This is a genomic window from Streptomyces sp. NPDC005784, assembly GCF_042871525.1.
Lineage (GTDB): Bacteria > Actinomycetota > Actinomycetes > Streptomycetales > Streptomycetaceae > Streptomyces.
Window position 1 is genome coordinate 121545 of the sequence record NZ_JBIAIQ010000009.1, and the last position, 16024, is coordinate 137568.

Sequence of the window (16024 nt, forward strand, 5' to 3'; positions counted from 1 at the left end):
CTAGGCGACCGGTGGGGCGAGGGCCTACTGCTCCTCGAACAGGCTCGTCACCGAGCCGTCCTCGAAGACCTCACGCACCGCGTTCGCGATCGTCGGCGCGATCGACAGCACCGTGATCTTGTCGAGCTCCAGCTCGCCCGGGGTCGGCAGGGTGTCCGTGAAGATGAACTCGCTGACCTTGGAGTTCTTCAGACGGTCGGCCGCCGGACCGGAGAGCACGCCGTGCGTGGCCGTCACGATGACGTCCTCCGCGCCGTGCGCGAACAGCGCGTCCGCCGCGGCGCAGATGGTGCCACCCGTGTCGATCATGTCGTCGACGAGCACGCAGACGCGACCCTCCACGTCACCGACCACCTCGTGGACCGTGACCTGGTTGGCGACGTCCTTGTCGCGGCGCTTGTGCACGATGGCCAGCGGAGCGTCGAGACGGTCGCACCAGCGGTCGGCGACCCGCACGCGGCCGGCGTCCGGGGAGACGACGGTGAGCTTGGACTTGTCGACCTTGGCGCCCACGTAGTCCGCGAGGATCGGCAGCGCGAACAGGTGGTCCACCGGGCCGTCGAAGAAGCCCTGGATCTGGTCCGTGTGCAGATCGACCGTGAGGATGCGGTCCGCACCGGCCGTGCTCATCAGGTCCGCGATCAGACGCGCCGAGATCGGTTCACGTCCGCGGTGCTTCTTGTCCTGGCGGGCGTAACCGTAGAAGGGCACGATCACCGTGATGCTCCGAGCGGAGGCCCGCTTCAGAGCGTCGATCATGATCAGCTGCTCCATGATCCACTTGTTGATGGGAGCCGTGTGGCTCTGCATCAGGAAGCAGTCGGCGCCCCGAGCGGACTCCTGGTAGCGGATGTAGATCTCGCCGTTCGCGAAGTCGAAGGCCTTCGTCGGGACGACCCCGACACCCAGCTTGTGGGCGACCTCCTGGGCAAGCTCGGGGTGGGCGCGGCCGGAGAAGAACATCATCTTCTTCTCGCCGGTCGTCTTGATCCCGGTCACAGCACTGTCTCCTCAGAGGTCTTCTCAGTGGGCGTGAGAGGTCTTCTCGGCTGGGTTGCGAGAGGTCTTCTCAGCTGGGGTGCGGGTGTGCACTTATCACGGTACGCCGTCCCGGACGTGCCGCTTTCCGGTCAGCTTTCGCCTTCCGGCTCCCGGGAGGCGGTCTCCGCGGCCTTCGCCGCCGCGCTTCCCGGACGCTTGCGGGCCACCCAGCCCTCGATATTCCGCTGCTGGCCACGGGCCACGGCCAGTGAACCGGGCGGCACGTCCTTGGTGATGACCGAGCCCGCCGCGGTGTACGCGCCGTCCCCGACCGTGACAGGAGCCACAAACATGTTGTCCGAACCCGTACGGCAGTGCGAGCCGATCGTCGTGTGGTGCTTGTCCTGTCCGTCGTAGTTCACGAAGACGCTGGCGGCACCGATGTTCGAGTAGTCGCCGATCGTCGCGTCTCCCACGTACGAGAGGTGCGGGATCTTCGTGCCCTCGCCGATCGTCGCGTTCTTCGTCTCGACGTACGTTCCGACCTTGGCCTTGAGCCCGAGCCGTGTCCCCGGACGGAGGTACGCGTACGGTCCCACGGTCGCCCGCGGACCCACCTCGGCGGTGTCGGCCACGGTGTTGTCGATCCGCGCGCCGGCGCCCACCCGGGTGTCCTTCAGGCGGCAGTTGGGCCCGACCTCGGCGCCCTCGGCGAGATGCGTGGCGCCCTGGAGCTGCGTCCCGGGGTGCACGATCGCGTCCTGCTCGAAGGTCACCGTCACATCGACGAAGGTCGTCGCGGGGTCGACGACGCTGACGCCGGCCAGCATGGCCCGGGTGAGCAGCCGGTCGTTCAGGATGCGGCGGGCCTCGGCGAGCTGCACGCGGTTGTTGATGCCGGCGATCTCGCGGTGGTCGGCGGCGACGGCCGCACCGACGCGGTGCCCGGCCTCGCGCAGGATCCCGAGGACGTCCGTCAGGTACTCCTCGCCCTGGCTGTTGTCCGTCCGTACCTTGCCGAGCGCGTCGGCGAGGAGCTGTCCGTCGAACGCGAAGACACCCGAGTTGATCTCACGGATCGCGCGCTGCGAGTCGCTCGCGTCCTTGTGCTCGACGATCGCGGTGACCGCGCCGCTGGCGCCGTCCCGCACGATGCGGCCGTAGCCGGTGGCGTCGGGGACCTCGGCGGTCAGCACGGTGACGGCGTTGCCGTCGGCGCTGTGGGCCGAGGCGAGCGCGAGCAGGGTCTCGCCACTGAGCAGGGGGGTGTCGCCGCAGACCACGACGACGGTGCCGTCCACGCCCTCGCCGAGCTCTTCGAGGCCCATCCGTACGGCGTGCCCGGTGCCGTTCTGCTCGGCCTGCACCGCGGTCCGGACGCCCGGGTCGATCTCCGTGAGGTGCGCGACGACCTTCTCGCGGGCGTGCCCCACGACCACGACCAGGTTCTCGGGGTCCAACTCGCGCGCGGCGGCGAGCACATGACCGACGAGGGAACGTCCACAGATGTCGTGCAGGACCTTGGGTGTGGCCGATTTCATACGGGTGCCCTCACCCGCTGCGAGAACGACGACGGCTGCCGGGCGATTGGCGCTCACGGGTTTGCCCTTCGGCTTCGGATGGCTGGGGGGTGGACATCCGCAGGATACCGGGGCGAATCAGGAGACATATGGGAGAGGGCCCTGACGGCACTGCCAGGACCCGAATCGACCGAGGCTCCCCCGCCAGGACTCGAACCCGGACAGATGGCACCAAAAGCCACAGTGCTGCCAATTACACCACGGGGGATCAAACCCGATCGAACCAGACAATTGGTCGGCTCGTCGAGTCGGCACCCAACACTATGCCGTACCGGGCGCCCTCCGTGCGACGGTACAACTCGGCGCTTCCTGTGCGGCAGATGACGGGGTGGTCCCGGCGGGTGTCCGTGTCGTTCGTGGCGTCCTGGTGTTTGCGTTCCTGCGCTTGCGCTCTCGGGTTGCCTTGGGGCAGGGCGGCTTTCTGCGGGCCCGTGATTCCCGGCGGGGTGTGGTGTAGGCCAGTAGGCAAAACTCACCGGAAATGGGCCGGGGGGCGACCGTAGGCTGGAGGCATGACCACGACGGGGGAAGAGCACACCGCGGCCGGGACCGGGCCGTGGTGGTGGGTCGGATGGCGTAGTGCGGTGCTGGACGCGGGGCTCGCCCTGGCGTCCGCGGTCGAGTGCGGCGGCGAGGGGGTCCGCTTCGCGCACGACGCGGGACTGCCCGCTCCGGTGGGCGTCGCTTTCGGGGCGATCGCCGGGTCCGTGCTCCTGGTGCGGCGGAAGTGGCCGATCGCGGTGGTCCTGGTGTCCATCGCGATCACGCCCGCCCAGATGGGCTTCCTGATGGGGCTCGTCGGGCTGTACACGCTCGCCGCGTCCGAACTGCCGCGGCGGATCATCGCGGCGCTGGCGGGGATGTCCTTCGCCGGCATGCTGATCGTCACGTTCGTCCGGACGCACCAGGGTGTGGTGCGCGGGGACGTGGCGATGGGGGACTGGTTCGTCCCGTTCGCCTCCCTCACGACGGCGATCGGGATGACCGCGCCGCCCGTGCTGCTCGGGCTGTACATGGGGGCCAGGCGGCGGCTCATGGAGAGCCTGCGGGAGCGGGCGGACTCGCTGGAGCGGGAGCTGCAGCTGCTCGCGGAGCGGGCGGAGGAGCGGGCTGAGTGGGCGCGCAACGAGGAGCGCACCCGGATCGCGCGTGAGATGCACGACGTGGTCGCGCATCGGGTCTCCCTGATGGTCGTGCACGCGGCGGCCCTCCAGGCGATCGCCCGGAAGGACCCCGAGAAGGCCGTGAAGAACGCCGCGCTGGTGGGGGACATGGGGCGTCAGGCGCTCACGGAGCTGCGGGAGATGCTGGGCGTGCTGCGTACGGGTGGGCTGGACGCGCGGGTGCCGTCGGTACCGCTGGCGGCGGTGGGGGCGGCCGCGGCGGCCGCCGCCTCGCGGGCGGCGGACGACTCCGGGGCCGGTGAGGGGCCGAGTCTGGCCGAGATCGACGAGTTGATCGGGCAGTCGGCGGCGGCCGGGATGGTCGTGGCCCTGTCGGTCGAGGGGGACCTGCGCGGGTACGCCCGGGAGATCGAGCAGACCGCCTACCGGGTGGTGCAGGAGGCGCTGACGAACGTCCACAAGCATGCGGCGGGGGCGAAGACGTACGTCCGGCTGGCGCATCGGGTGTCCGAGATCGCGATGCAGGTGGAGAACGAGTGTCCCCCGGAGGTCGGGGTGGGGTCGTCCGTGCGGCTGCCCAGTGGGGGGAACGGGTTGCTGGGGATGAAGGAGCGGGTGGCCGCCCTGGGGGGTGTGTTCGTGTCGGGGCCGACCGATGCGGGCGGGTTCCGGGTGTCGGCGGTCATCCCCGCGTAGCCCTCCGGGTTGTTTGCGGGTGGGGTCCGGTGGGCGGGTCGGGCCGCGCCGGTACGTCCGCCCGCATCCGAACGGATCCCACCGGAGCTTCGAAGCGAGCGCGGGTGCCGATCCGTCCGGCCTGCGAGCATCTGATGTACCGCCACGTCCCCTCCCGCGCGTACCCGGCCGGGGGGCAGGAATCCAGCCCCTCCGGCGTTTGAGGAGCGGGGTCCGGGGCGGAGCCCCAGGGGGTCACGTTGCGGTCAGGCGGAGTGGGGCCGTGCCGGTGAGGAGGGTGGTCAGGGCGGCGTCGATGTGGGGGCCGATGTACCAGTCGCCGGTGTGGTCGAGGGTGTAGACCCTGCCCTCGGCGTCGATGGCGAGCAGGGCGTGGGAGTCGGACTCCTCGCCGAGGGGGCAGACCTCGCTGTCGAGCGCACGGCCGAGGTCGCCGAGGGTGCGGGCCATGTGCAGCCCGTGCAGGGGGTCGAGATGGAGCAGGGCGGGGGCGAGTTGGCGCCCGGGCCCCTTGGCGCCGACGCGCAGACCTCCGAACTCCGCCCATGCCTCGACCGCCGCGGGGAAAACGGCGTGCCGGTGGCCGGCCGGCGACGCGTGTCCACGCAGCTCGTCGGCCCAGTACTCGGCCTGCTTTATGTCCCAGCGTCCCGGCTGCCATCCCGCCGAGCGCAGTGCGGCGTCCACGGGTTCGGGGAAGCGTGACGTGGGTCCCCCTTGTCCGGGAGGGGAGAAGAGGCTGGAGGAGGAGCGTTCGGAGTGCATCTGCCCTTCGTTCGTCGAGGGTTGGGACATCGGCGTCGTGGGGCGCCGTCATGAGTACGTGTGCGGGAAAGGAGGAGTTCAGGAGTACGTACGCGGGAAAGGGGAGTTCAGGCGTCCGGTGCCGCCGGGTCGACGACACGTACGCCGAAGTGGTCGCTGAGCGCCGTGCAGGAGCGGCAGGGCGCGGCGAAACTGCCGTGCAGCGGGTCGCCGTCCTCGCGGATGCGGCGTGCGGTGAGCTTGGCCCCCTTGAGGGCCTTGCGGGCCTCGCCGTTGGTCATCGGCTTGCGGATGGCGCGCCTGCTGCGTTCGGCGTCGACGGTCGCGATGTGCCGGGAGATCAGGATGGCCTCGGCGCAGCGGCCGGTGAAACGGTCGCGTTGTCCGTTGGTGAGGGTGTCGAGGAAGTCCTGGACCAGTGGGTGAAGAGCGGGTGGCTGGTCGCCGCGGGCGGCCGTGCCGGTGAGGGTGGCGCCGCGGACGGAGAGGGCGGCGGCGACAGTGGGGAGTATGCCGTCGCGGCGGTACAGCAGGGTGGGGGCGTGCAGCGCCTCGGAGCTGCTCCAGCCCACCCGGGGGTCCCCGGACGTGCCCGTATGCGTCGCGTTCATGATCTTTTTTCCCTCCCGTGCATCCCCCGGTGCGGAGACAGACTGCCAAATGCGGTGGCTGGAGCGGTAGCTGGGGCGCCGCGACACGCCAGGTCTTCGGCTTACCGTCACGGCGGGGTGACGGCTGGTCACGGAACCGGAGGCCCGGTGACCGGTGCCGTACAACCGAATAGGCTGTCGACATCCGCACTCCATCCAGCTACTGAGAACGCCGCAGGGGGCAACCGCCATGACGACAGGTCGGCTCGGGCTGGGGGCACCACCCAGCCGCCAGGCTGGGGGACAAGCCGCGCCGCCGAACGCGGCTTACGCCGGGCAAGTCGTGCACTTCCCGGATCCGGTCCGGGCCGCACGCCATCCCAGAGGTGTGCGGATCGACGAGCGCGGCTATCCCGACTTCTCGCTCTACGCGCGTGCCGCGGCGGAGATCGCCGAGCCCCCGGAGGGTTTCGGCGTCGACGAGTTGCGGTTGACGGACTACGTCTCCGCGAACGCCGCTCTCGCCGCGTCGGGCCACGAGCTGTGGGACACGATTCCGTCGGTGGCGACGCCGCACGGCTGGACGTGGCATCACGTGGCGGGCACCCGGCGGCTGGAGTTGGTGCCTGTCGAGGTGAAAGCGCTGCTGCGGCATCACGGTGGTGTCGCGACCACGGCCGTCGACCATTCCAAGCGCGGGACGCGGCCGTTGCAGGAGACGCGGCCCGCGCACTTCGGGCTGCCGAAGTCGTCGGTCGCGGTGACCGAGCAGCAGGTGCTGGGGGTCGAGGAGGACCTCGGCTACCGACTGCCCGGTGCCTACCGGTCGTTCCTGAAGGCGGCGGGCGGGTGCGCGCCGGTCGGCGCCGCGCTCGACGCCGAGCTCGGACTGCTGGTGGACCAGCCGTTCTTCACCGTGCGCGACGAGGCCGCCGTCAACGACCTGGTGTACGTCAACAAGTGTCTGCGCGACCATCTGACCAAGGATTACCTTGGCATCGGTTTCGTGCAGGGCGGTCTGCTGGCCGTGAAGGTGAAGGGCGACCGGATCGGTTCGGTCTGGTTCTGCGCGTTCGACGACGCCCGTGACCAGGACGCCTGGCCGCCGGCCGAGCGGGTGCAGCGGCTGCTGCTGCCGTGCGGTGACGACTTCGACCAGTTCCTGTCCCGGCTGGCCGGTGATCCGCCGGAGCTGGAGACGGTGGCGAATCTGATGGTGGACGGCGGTTTCGCGTACGCCGTACCCGTCTCTTCGGGGTCTTCGGCGTCTTCGGTGGGGGAGTGAGGTTGCGATGGTGACCTTTGCGCAGGCGCAGGAGCGCGCGGAAGAGTGGATCAACGGGGATGTACCCGGGTACCAGCACCGTGAGGTGCGGGTACGCGAGTTCGAACTCGGGTTTGTCGTATGGGCTGAGGACCGCGCCGAGGGTCCGCGTTCCGACGGGGGCGGGCAGCGGCTCGTCATCGCGCGGGACAGCGGGGAGGCCACGCTGTGGCCCGCGCTGCCGGTGGGTGAGGTCATTCGCCGGTACGAGGAGGAGTACGGGGCGCCGGACGCGTCCCCCGAACCGGCGCCGGAGCCCGCGGCCCGGGTCGACCTGAATCAGACGTCGTTCCTGCTGAGTCCCCCGGAGTGGCTGCAGGAGGCCGCGGACAGGATGGGGATTCCGGACCGGCGCACGGGGTCGGGACAGTCCGGCTCCGACGGGGCGGGGTCGCGTGCGGCCGCCGCCTCCGCGGGGGACGGGTCCAGGAACGGGGCTTCCGGGGGCGGGAGTTCGCTGTCGGGTGCGCCGGGAGACTCCGGGGCGCACGGATTGCCGTCCACGCCGGGGGAGCGTGCCGCTTTCTCCGGGGCGCCGGGTTCGCCGTCCTCGCTCCACCCGGCTCCTCCCACCGCGCCAGGTGTGCCGTCGGCTCCGGCTACCGGTGGGGGTACGCCGTGGCCGGCCGCCGCGACCGACGACGACGAGGTCCCGGCTCCGCAGGACGCGAGGCCGGACATTCCCGCCGACGCGACGCCGTGGGCGGGGACGGACACGAACGCCGATCCCGGGGACGACCGTTCCGTACCGCTGCCGGCCACCGTGTTCGCGCCGCCGCTGATCGATGCCGACGACTCCCGCACCCCGCCGCCCGCCGATGCGCTCGCCCAGACCGCCATGATGTCCGGGGGCAGTCAACTCCCGCGTACGACAATGTCACCCGTGGCCGGCGACCCGAACTCCCACGCGCCGTCCGGTTCTTCACCGGGTCACGGAGTGCCCGGCGGTCCGCCGTCCGGGGCGTCTTCGTACGGGTATCCGCAGGGGCCCGGCGCGCAGGGTCCGCCGCCCGGCGCCTCCGCGTACGGCTATCCGCAGGGTCCGGGCGCGGGTCCGGGCACACCGCCGCCCGGTGCGCCCGTTCCCGGTGGCCCGCAGGGGACGCCTCCGCCGGGCGCGCCCGCGTACGGCTTCCCCCAGGGGCCGGGCATATCGCCGCCCGGCGCCCCGCCCGCTCCTGGCACTCTCGGTACGCCGCCGCCCGCCGCGCCGCCGCGACCGCTGCCTCCGAACGCCGGCGACATCGCCGACGCCGCGACCAGCAAGGCGCAGGCGCCGCCCCGCGGGGCGCGCGGTGGCGGGGCGAGTGCTCCGCATCCGCCGAGCGCCCCCGGGGCGCCGGGTGCGCGGCCGAGCAGCACGCCTCCGCCGTCCGGGCCGGGCGCTCCGGGTACGCCCGCGGGCGGGTACGTGCCGACCCAGCTTGTCTCGCAGCTCGGGCCGGACGGGCCCGAGGGGGCTCCGGGGGCGCCCGGTGCGCCCCAGCCGCCCGGCGCCACGCCTCCGGGCGGTGGAGTCCACCATGCAGCCACGATGCTGGCGGGGCCCGGGGTGGGCGGGCCCGGTGCGCCGCAGCCGCCGGGTGCCCCTGGTGCGCCCGGAGCCCCGGGCGCGCCCTGGCAGCAGGCCGGTCCCGGTGCGCCGAACCCACTGGGCGTCACGCCTCCGGGTGAAGCGCACCATGCCGCGACGATGCTGGCCGGGCCCCCGGTGGGCGGACCGGGTGCGCCGCAGCCGCCCGGCGCCCCCGGTGCGCCCCAGCCTGCCGGGGGCACGCCTCCCGGTGGGATGCACCATGCCGCGACCATGTTCGCGGGGCCTCCTGTCGGGGGACCGGGTGCGCCGCCGCCTCCGCAGGCCCCCGGTATGCCGTCGGGCGTGCCTCAGCCGCTGCCCGGACAGCAGCCCGTGCCAGGACAGCCGATGCCGGGACAGCAGCCGCCCGCGTACGGCTATCCGCAGCCGGGGCAGCCGACCGTCGGGCCCGGCTATCAGGCCGTGCTGCGGTATCGGGCGCACGACGGGTCGGAGCAGCAGCTGATCCGGCGGTCCGCGCCGGGTACACCCCATCCGGAGTGGCAGATCCTGCACGAGCTGCGCGCGATGAACGTGCCGCCGCAGCAAGTGCTGGAGCTGCACACGGAGTTGGAGTCCTGTGAGCTGCCGGGCGCGTACTGCGCGCGGATGATCAGGGAGACCTTCCCGCAGGCGCGGATCACGAGCATCGCGCCGTACGGCACGGATCACGCGAGTCGGCAGCAGGGGATGCATCAACTCCTCGCGCATCAGGGAGAGTTGCACCAGGTCGCGGACGGGCCGGCGCGCCCGGCGCCGGTACGGGCGCCGATTCCGCCGGTGCAGCCCGCGCCGCCGATCCCGCCGGAGGCGATCGGGCAGGAGCTGGCGGCGGCGTTCGGGCCGGGGATGTTCCGGTTCGACCAGGCGGCCGTGTCGCGGCAGGGCGTGCCCAACATCGTGGCGCACACCCTGGTCGTGGCCGGACTGCCGGTCGACATGGGGCCGTTCTTCTGGGCACAGGCCCAGCCGGGCCGCCCGGTGCCGACGCTCGCCGAACTGGCGCAGGAGCGCGGGGTGGCGGCGTCCCAGGACGCGGGCTCGTACCTCGTCATGGGCAGCGACTTCGGCAAGGCGATCTGTGTCCAGTACGGCACCGCGAACATCGTCGCCGTGCCGGTGGAGGCCGGTCCCGGGGGCGCCCCGGTGCCGCCGCAGTTCGTGAACACCGGTCTGCCCGAGTTCGCGCGCTGTCTCGCGCTGCTCGGCCGGATGTGGCGGCTGCGGTTCGGCCTCAACCAGGAGCAGGCGGGCCGCTGGACCGTCGACTTCCAGGCGCAGCTCGCCTCGCTCGACCCGGCGGCACTCGCCTCCCCGGAGAGCTGGTGGTCGGTCCTGCTGGAGGAGATGTGGGACGGACTGCTCTAGCGGTGGCTCGGTAGCGGAACGGCTGGACAACCGGGACAACCGGGACAACGGCAGTACGGATGAGGCGCTCGACCCGTGTGACGGGTCGGGCGCCTCGTTCGTTCGTACGGGTGGCACGGCGGTCCCGTATGCCGGTGGAAGGTGGAATGCGTCACGGCCCGGGACCGTACGAAGGGCCGAACCGTTGCGGCCAGGGACCGTACGAAGGGCCGAACCGCTCCTCTACCCCGAACCGCTCCTCCATCGCTGCTCCACTGCTCCTTTCCTGCTCCACTGCCGCTCCTCTCCGGGTGCCGTGCCGGCGTCGCGCCTCCGGCCGCTGACCTCAAATGACACGCGGATGACCCGTCTCGGGCCGAATGGGCGGGCGGAGTGTCGCGTTATGAACACTTCCGTGCGATCCATCAAGATGTGCGCGAAATCGTCTTTTTTGTGTGTGTCGGGCGGAGAGGGGTCCAAGGATGAGCAGCACATCGGTGTCGCCGCACGGCTTCGTGGCCGTACGGGGACGTGGCTACCGTCCCGAACAGGTCGACGCGTACGCCGCGGCGCTCTCCCGGGGCCGCGACGCCGCGTGGGAGCGGGCCGCGCGGCTCACCGTGCTGGCGAAGGACATGGAGGCCGAGGCGGAGCGGCTGCGGGAGGCCGTGACGCGGCTCGCCCCGCAGACGTACGAGGAGCTCGGCGAGCGGGCGCGGCGGATCTTCCAGCTCGGCGAGGAGGAGGCCGAGGCCCTGCGGGAAGAGGCGCGGCGCGAAGCCCGGTCGGAGGCCGAGGAGTCCGAGGCCGCGGGGCGCGAGGTGCGGGAGGCCGCCCAGGCGTACGCCGACGAGGTGCGCGACGAGGCGGAGGAGTGGGCCCTGCAGCGGCTCCTCGACGCGCGTGCAGAGGCCGACGAGGTGCGGATCTCCGCGCGGCGGGACGTCAAGGAGGACCGGGGTGAGGCGCTGATCGTGCTGCGGGAGGTGCGTCGGCGGACGGAGGCCTTGGTGACCGAGCAGGACGCGGAGCACACCGCGCGGTGGGCGGAGGCCGAGCGGGCGGACGCCGAGCGCGAGGCCGCGTTCGAGGCGCACGATCTCGAACGCGCGGCGCGTGCCGAGGAGTCGCTCGCCCGGGCCGCCCGGGTCCTCGCCGAGGCGAAGGAGTCGGACCGGCACCGGCAGGAGGACGCGGCGGCGCGGGCCGCCGAACTGGTCGCCGAGGCCCGGGTCAGTGAGGAACGGATCGCCCGGGAGACCGACCGGGTGCTGCGCGAGCACGGGGAGCGATGGGATCACGTACGGGCCCATATGGACCACGTACGGAGCAGTCTCACGTCCCTCACGGGGCGGGCCCCGGCGGAGTAGCCCCGCTCCGCGGGCCCGTCACTCCCCGCTCCGCGGGCCCGGTCCTCCCCGCTCCGCGGTGCTTCTTCGGCCGCTCCGCGGCCCTGGTCCCCCCGCTCCGCGGGGTCTCTTCGCCGCTCCGCGGTGGGTTTGCCACCCGGCCCGCCCGTCTCGCCCAGTCAAGAGGGCACCCCCCTCACCACCCCCCTCACCGCCCCCTCCGTATCGCCCCCGCCAGAATCCAGCCCTCCACCGCCTCGTACTGCCTCCGCTGCTCCTCCGCCTTCCGGCGGCCCGAGACCACCGTTCCGATCCACCCGTAGGCGAAGCCCAGCGGGATCGACACGAGGCCGGTCGTGGTGAACGGGAACCAGTTGAAGTCGGCGTCCGGGAACGCGGCGGTGGGGGACCCGGAGACGAGGTTCGTGCCGGGCATGAGGACGAGGACCGTGAGGGTGCCGCCGATGAGGGTGGCGAGGAGGCCGGTGCGGGTGTAGCGGCGCCAGAAGAGGCTGTAGACCAGCGCGGGCGCGATCGCGGAGGCGCCGATGCAGAAGGACAGGGTGACCAGGGGCTGCAGGCTGCGGTGCTGGGCGAGGGTGGCGAGCAGGATGGCCGGCGCCCCCACCGCCAGCGCCGAGATACGGGCGAGGAGCATCTCGCGGCGCGGGGAGAGTTCGTCGTCGTGGCGACGGCCCCGGAAGAGCCTGCTGTGCGCGAACACGTCGTGGGCGAGGGAGTTGGCGCAGGCCAGGATCATCCCGGCGACGGACGCGAGCAGCGTCAGGAAGATCGCTGTCGTCACGGTGGTGAACAGGAGGGTCTCGGCGGTGGAGACGGATGCGCCGAAGACGGCCCTGGAACCCAGCAGATAGGCCGTGTTGCCCTGTGGGTCGGCCGTCGCGATCGCGTCGCGGCCGATCATGGCCGTGGCACCGAAGCCGATGACGCTGACGATCAGCACGAACAGGGCCACGCACGGCACCGCCCAGGACAGCGACCTGCGCACCTGACGGGCACTGTCCGCCGTGTACATGCGCATGGTGATGTGGGGGAGGCAGGCGCCGCCGAGGACGACCGTCAGCTCCGAGGTGATCATGTCGAGGCGGGGGCTGGCGCCGCCCGTGAACTGGAGTCCGGAGCGGAGGAAGGCGTCCCCCACGCCGCTGTTCCCGGCTGCGGTGGCCAGTAGCGTGCCGGGGTTCCAGTCGAAGCGCTGCAGGACGAGTACGGCCACCACCGCGCCCGAGCCGAGCAGCATCACGATCTTCAGGATCTGGATGAGGGCGGTGCCCTTCATGCCGCCGATCGCCGCGTAGCTGATCATCAGCGCGCCGAGGCCGATGACACAGCCGGTCTTGAGGGAGTCGCCGGAGAAGCCGAGGATGAACGCCAGCAGGTCGCCGGCGCCCGCCAGTTGGACCAGCATCAGCGGCAGCAGCGCCACGATGGTCACCGCGCAGGCCGTGTTGCGGACCGCACGGCCCGGCGTCCGGCGCGCGAGCGCGTCGCCCATGGTGAACCGGCCCGCGTTGCGCAGCGGTTCGGCCAGCAGGAACATCAGCAGCATCAGGGAGAGGGCCGTGCTGAGGGCGAGGACGACCCCGTCGTAGCCGGCCAGCGCGATGACGCCGCCGGTGCCGAGCACGCTCGCCGCGGAGATGTAGTCCCCGGCGATGGCGAGGCCGTTGCGCATCGGTGAGAGCGATCCGTAGCCGGTGTAGAACTCGTCCAGGTCGTCGCGGTCGGGGCCGGTCATCACGCACAGCAGCAGGGTGATCGTGGCGACGGCCGTGAACGCCACGAGCGACATGGCCTGCGCAGAACTGGTGAACCCCGTCATCGTGCCGCCTCCCGCTTCGCGTCCAGTTCGGTCTGCTTGCGGATCCGGTCCGCGATCGGGTCGACGCGCCGGCGCGCCGAGTACTCGTACAGCCCGATGGCCAGGCAGGTGACGGGGACTTGGAGCAGGCCGAGCAGCAGGCCGGTCGACAGTCCGCCGGACACCGTGCTCGTCATCAGCGACGGCGCGAAGGCCGACAGGAGGAGGAAGAGGGTGAAGTAGCCGAGCGCGGTGAGGGTCGCGACGCGCCGCTGTCTGCGGTAGGCGCCGCGCAGGAGTCTGATGTCGCTGTGCTGTCCGAGCGGCTGGTGGCGCGGCATCCGCCGTCGCGGGGGCTCGGGAGGCCCGGGCTGTGGTTGCCAGGGGTAGGTCAGCCGGGCGGGAGCGGGTGCGTGGCCGGGCGGTGGATGTCCGGCGTGCGGGGCTTGCCGGGGGTCCTGGGGGTGCTCGTCGTACGGCGGGTACGGCTCGTACGACTGCTGGTACGGCTGTTGGTACGGGGAGTTCCGCGGAGGCTGGGGCGGCGGGTACTGCCGTTGGTGCGGGCGCTGCTGACGTGGCCTTGGGTGGTCGGGGGACGAGAACGCGTCGGGCATCCCGGTTCTCCTTGCGTGGCTCGGGTCCGGTGCGGGACCGCAGGGAGCTGGGGGGTGAGCAGCGCACGCTACTCGTAGGTAGCGTGAGCGCGCGACCGTTTCACCGAACTGGTCGGTCGGTATGCGCTTACTTCGGTCGCGGCCGCCGGGCCGGTCCGAACTCGGCATCGCCCACCGGCCGATCGAGGAGACGCTACTGGTCAGGTGTTCGGCCCGTCCGGGATCATGATCTTCATGTCTCACACCTCTCGAAGAAGACTTCTCGCCGTTCTCGCGGCCTCCGCCGCCTCCGTGCCGCTCGTCGGAGCCGCGTCGGTACCGGCCCGTGCCGCCGGAGCGACCGTTCCCGTGGATCCGTTCGCGGGTCCGGCCGGCCTCTCCTCGGCCCGTTCCTCGGTGACCCTGCCGTCGTTGGACGCCTCCTACTTCACCTCGGTGACACTCGGCGCCCCGCTCGCCGCGACCGTGCTGGCGGGAACCCCGATGCGCACCGAGGTCACCTCCGGCGGCCGGCGCGTCGCGTTGCTGACCCACGGTGCGCGGACCGTCGTGGTGCCGGGGCCGCAGCGCAGGTTCGCGGAGAACAAGCAGCCCTTCGTGGACGATTTCCAGCGCACCCTGCCCGACCTTTCGCTCGACCCGGCGGACCGGGCTTACTGGGGTACGTCTCCCGGCGGCGGCAGTTGGTCGACGCTCGGGCCGGCGGACACCGACTACTCCGTCGTACCGGGCAGTGGCGTCGTCGGTCTCACCACCGAGAACTACAGTCGGCACGCCAGCCTGCGCGACGACGAGATCACGGACGTCGACGCACGCTGCACGGCGCGGTTCGACAAGATACCCACCGGTCAGGCGTGTTCGTTCGGGCTGACGTTCGGCTACCAGAGCACGCACAGCAACTACCGGGCCCGGTTGTCGTTCCTGACGTCGGGCGCGGTCGAGCTGCGCGTCGAGAAGGAGGTCGACGACACGGTGACGCAGTTGGCCACCACCCTCACTCTCGGCACGAGTGTGCCCGCGGGAACCGACTGGACGATCCGGGTGCGCCGGGAGGGCACCCGGATCCAGGCCAAGGCATGGCGGTCGGCGTCGGCCGAGCCGTCCGCGTGGGCCGTCGACATCACCGACTCCACCTTCGCCAAGGGCCGCGTGGGCCTGCGCGCCCTGGCCAACAAGGGCTGTACGAACCTGCCGGTCGCCCTCTCCGTCAGCCGCTACGAGGTGGACGCCGCGAACTGGCAGACCCCGCCCACCGTCACGCACGGCGACTGGGTGCGGGTACTGCCCGAGCCGTTCGACGGGACCTGGACGCCCCAGCTGGAGCAGACGATCCGCGGCTGGGCCGGCTCCACGGTGCCCGATGTCCTCGCGTACGCCGCCATGTTCCTCGCGGACGCTCCGGCGGTGACGGCCGGAGCCGGGCCCGCCCAGGGCAAGCAGGTGCTGGGCGAGGCCGGTTACGGCTATCTGGACCCGCAGGGCTACCGCTACGAGGGCGCCGACTTCCACGAGTACATGAACGTGGGCTGGACCTTCCCCGACGGGACCTACACCGGGCCGAGCAGCAAGCAGGTCGGCAACCTCGACTGCTCGGGTTACACGCGGATGGTCTACGGCTACCACATGGGGGTGCCCCTGGCCGCGGGGGAGGACACGTCCGGGAACCGGATTCCGCGCAAGTCGCGGGACATCGCCGACCACGCGCCCGGGGTTCTCGTGGACCGCACCGACGGCACCGCCCCGCCCGTAGCGGCCCTGCTCCAGCCCGGCGATCTGGTGCTGTTCAACGCGGACTCGAGTGACGACGACACGGACACCGGCACCGTGACCGTCGACCATGTCGGTATCTACCTGGGCCGGGACGCGGCCGGCAAGCGGCGTTTCCTCTCCAGCCGCAAGACGGTCGACGGGCCCACCATGTCCGACCTGGGCGGGGCGTCGCTGCTCGACGGCACGGGCACGTACGCGACGAAGCTGCACACCGTGCGCCGTATCTGAACCAGTCGCTCGGGGCCCGCGGTATCTGAACCCGCTCCTCGGGACCCGCCGTCCGGGATCGGTCGCTCGGTTCCCGGCGGAGCTCGGCCGACGTCCCGGAGACACCGGCGGGTGTGGATCCCGAAGCACGGGAAGGACCGCGCCTGCCGGACTCCGTCGATCGGTCCGACGACGGGGTCGGTCGAGCCAAGGAGGTCCCTCGGACAGGGGTGACCACTTCGGCGAACGGGTGGGCGGGACGAGCGCCCGTGTCGC

Annotated in this window: 11 protein-coding genes and 1 tRNA gene; 5 read left to right on the forward strand and 7 right to left on the reverse strand. The window is 71.9% G+C overall.

Annotation, left to right across the window (positions count from 1 at the left end; all coding sequences use genetic code 11):
- Positions 1 to 24 precede the first annotated feature (24 nt).
- From ACFYR3_RS17525 to ACFYR3_RS17535, 3 genes are all read right to left on the reverse strand, one after another.
- Complete coding sequence (locus ACFYR3_RS17525; protein ID WP_355845910.1) at positions 25 to 999, reverse strand: ribose-phosphate diphosphokinase; 975 nt, start codon at positions 997 to 999, stop codon at positions 25 to 27.
- 131 nt (positions 1000 to 1130) lie between these two features.
- Positions 1131 to 2579, reverse strand: coding sequence for a bifunctional UDP-N-acetylglucosamine diphosphorylase/glucosamine-1-phosphate N-acetyltransferase GlmU (gene glmU, locus ACFYR3_RS17530; protein WP_355845913.1), 1449 nt, complete (start codon positions 2577 to 2579; stop codon positions 1131 to 1133).
- A 118-nt stretch (positions 2580 to 2697) separates the two neighbouring features.
- Positions 2698 to 2769 (reverse strand) — tRNA-Gln (locus tag ACFYR3_RS17535).
- Between the two features lie 304 nt (positions 2770 to 3073).
- Here ACFYR3_RS17535 and ACFYR3_RS17540 point away from each other — a divergent pair.
- A complete protein-coding gene (locus ACFYR3_RS17540) occupies positions 3074 to 4381 on the forward strand; it encodes a histidine kinase (protein WP_356785447.1) in 1308 nt (435 codons plus the stop codon).
- A 234-nt stretch (positions 4382 to 4615) separates the two neighbouring features.
- Here ACFYR3_RS17540 and ACFYR3_RS17545 read toward each other — a convergent pair whose 3' ends face one another.
- A complete protein-coding gene (locus ACFYR3_RS17545; RefSeq protein ID WP_356785445.1) occupies positions 4616 to 5146 on the reverse strand; it encodes an SUKH-3 domain-containing protein in 531 nt (176 codons plus the stop codon).
- Between the two features lie 107 nt (positions 5147 to 5253).
- Positions 5254 to 5757, reverse strand: a complete 504-nt coding sequence (locus ACFYR3_RS17550; RefSeq protein WP_389283701.1) for a YwqJ-related putative deaminase — start codon at positions 5755 to 5757, stop codon at positions 5254 to 5256.
- A gap of 229 nt (positions 5758 to 5986) precedes the next feature.
- Between ACFYR3_RS17550 and ACFYR3_RS17555 the strand changes: the two genes are divergently transcribed.
- The 3 genes from ACFYR3_RS17555 to ACFYR3_RS17565 all read left to right on the forward strand — a co-directional run bounded on the left by ACFYR3_RS17555 (position 5987) and on the right by ACFYR3_RS17565 (position 11353).
- Positions 5987 to 7021 (forward strand): SMI1/KNR4 family protein, encoded by a 1035-nt coding sequence (locus ACFYR3_RS17555; protein WP_355845924.1) that lies wholly within the window; start codon positions 5987 to 5989, stop codon positions 7019 to 7021.
- Between the two features lie 7 nt (positions 7022 to 7028).
- Positions 7029 to 10004, forward strand: a complete 2976-nt coding sequence (locus ACFYR3_RS17560; RefSeq protein WP_389283703.1) for an SUKH-4 family immunity protein — start codon at positions 7029 to 7031, stop codon at positions 10002 to 10004.
- 461 nt (positions 10005 to 10465) lie between these two features.
- Positions 10466 to 11353 (forward strand): cellulose-binding protein, encoded by an 888-nt coding sequence (locus ACFYR3_RS17565; protein ID WP_355845930.1) that lies wholly within the window; start codon positions 10466 to 10468, stop codon positions 11351 to 11353.
- Positions 11354 to 11540: 187 nt separating this feature from the next.
- Here ACFYR3_RS17565 and ACFYR3_RS17570 read toward each other — a convergent pair whose 3' ends face one another.
- Both ACFYR3_RS17570 and ACFYR3_RS17575 read right to left on the reverse strand, forming a co-directional pair.
- Complete coding sequence (locus ACFYR3_RS17570; protein ID WP_356785438.1) at positions 11541 to 13175, reverse strand: cation acetate symporter; 1635 nt, start codon at positions 13173 to 13175, stop codon at positions 11541 to 11543.
- Positions 13172 to 13771, reverse strand: coding sequence for a DUF485 domain-containing protein (locus ACFYR3_RS17575; RefSeq protein ID WP_389283706.1), 600 nt, complete (start codon positions 13769 to 13771; stop codon positions 13172 to 13174). The genes ACFYR3_RS17570 and ACFYR3_RS17575 overlap by 4 nt, the downstream gene beginning before the upstream one ends.
- 234 nt (positions 13772 to 14005) lie before the next feature.
- Here ACFYR3_RS17575 and ACFYR3_RS17580 point away from each other — a divergent pair, with 234 nt between their 5' ends.
- Positions 14006 to 15769 (forward strand): NlpC/P60 family protein, encoded by a 1764-nt coding sequence (locus ACFYR3_RS17580; protein ID WP_389283708.1) that lies wholly within the window; start codon positions 14006 to 14008, stop codon positions 15767 to 15769.
- The last annotated feature ends 255 nt before the right edge of the window (positions 15770 to 16024 follow it).

What these genes read in the sequence shown, in the direction of transcription:
- ACFYR3_RS17550 (WP_389283701.1), bottom strand. Translation starts at nt 5,757, where the DNA reads ATGAACGCGACGCATACGGGCACGTCCGGGGACCCCCGGGTGGGCTGG.
- ACFYR3_RS17570 (WP_356785438.1), bottom strand. Translation starts at nt 13,175, where the DNA reads ATGACGGGGTTCACCAGTTCTGCGCAGGCCATGTCGCTCGTGGCGTTC.
- ACFYR3_RS17540 (WP_356785447.1), top strand. Translation starts at nt 3,074, where the DNA reads ATGACCACGACGGGGGAAGAGCACACCGCGGCCGGGACCGGGCCGTGG.
- ACFYR3_RS17555 (WP_355845924.1), top strand. Translation starts at nt 5,987, where the DNA reads ATGACGACAGGTCGGCTCGGGCTGGGGGCACCACCCAGCCGCCAGGCT.
- ACFYR3_RS17560 (WP_389283703.1), top strand. Translation starts at nt 7,029, where the DNA reads ATGGTGACCTTTGCGCAGGCGCAGGAGCGCGCGGAAGAGTGGATCAAC.
- ACFYR3_RS17545 (WP_356785445.1), bottom strand. Translation starts at nt 5,146, where the DNA reads ATGCACTCCGAACGCTCCTCCTCCAGCCTCTTCTCCCCTCCCGGACAA.
- ACFYR3_RS17575 (WP_389283706.1), bottom strand. Translation starts at nt 13,771, where the DNA reads ATGCCCGACGCGTTCTCGTCCCCCGACCACCCAAGGCCACGTCAGCAG.
- ACFYR3_RS17565 (WP_355845930.1), top strand. Translation starts at nt 10,466, where the DNA reads ATGAGCAGCACATCGGTGTCGCCGCACGGCTTCGTGGCCGTACGGGGA.
- ACFYR3_RS17580 (WP_389283708.1), top strand. Translation starts at nt 14,006, where the DNA reads ATGTCTCACACCTCTCGAAGAAGACTTCTCGCCGTTCTCGCGGCCTCC.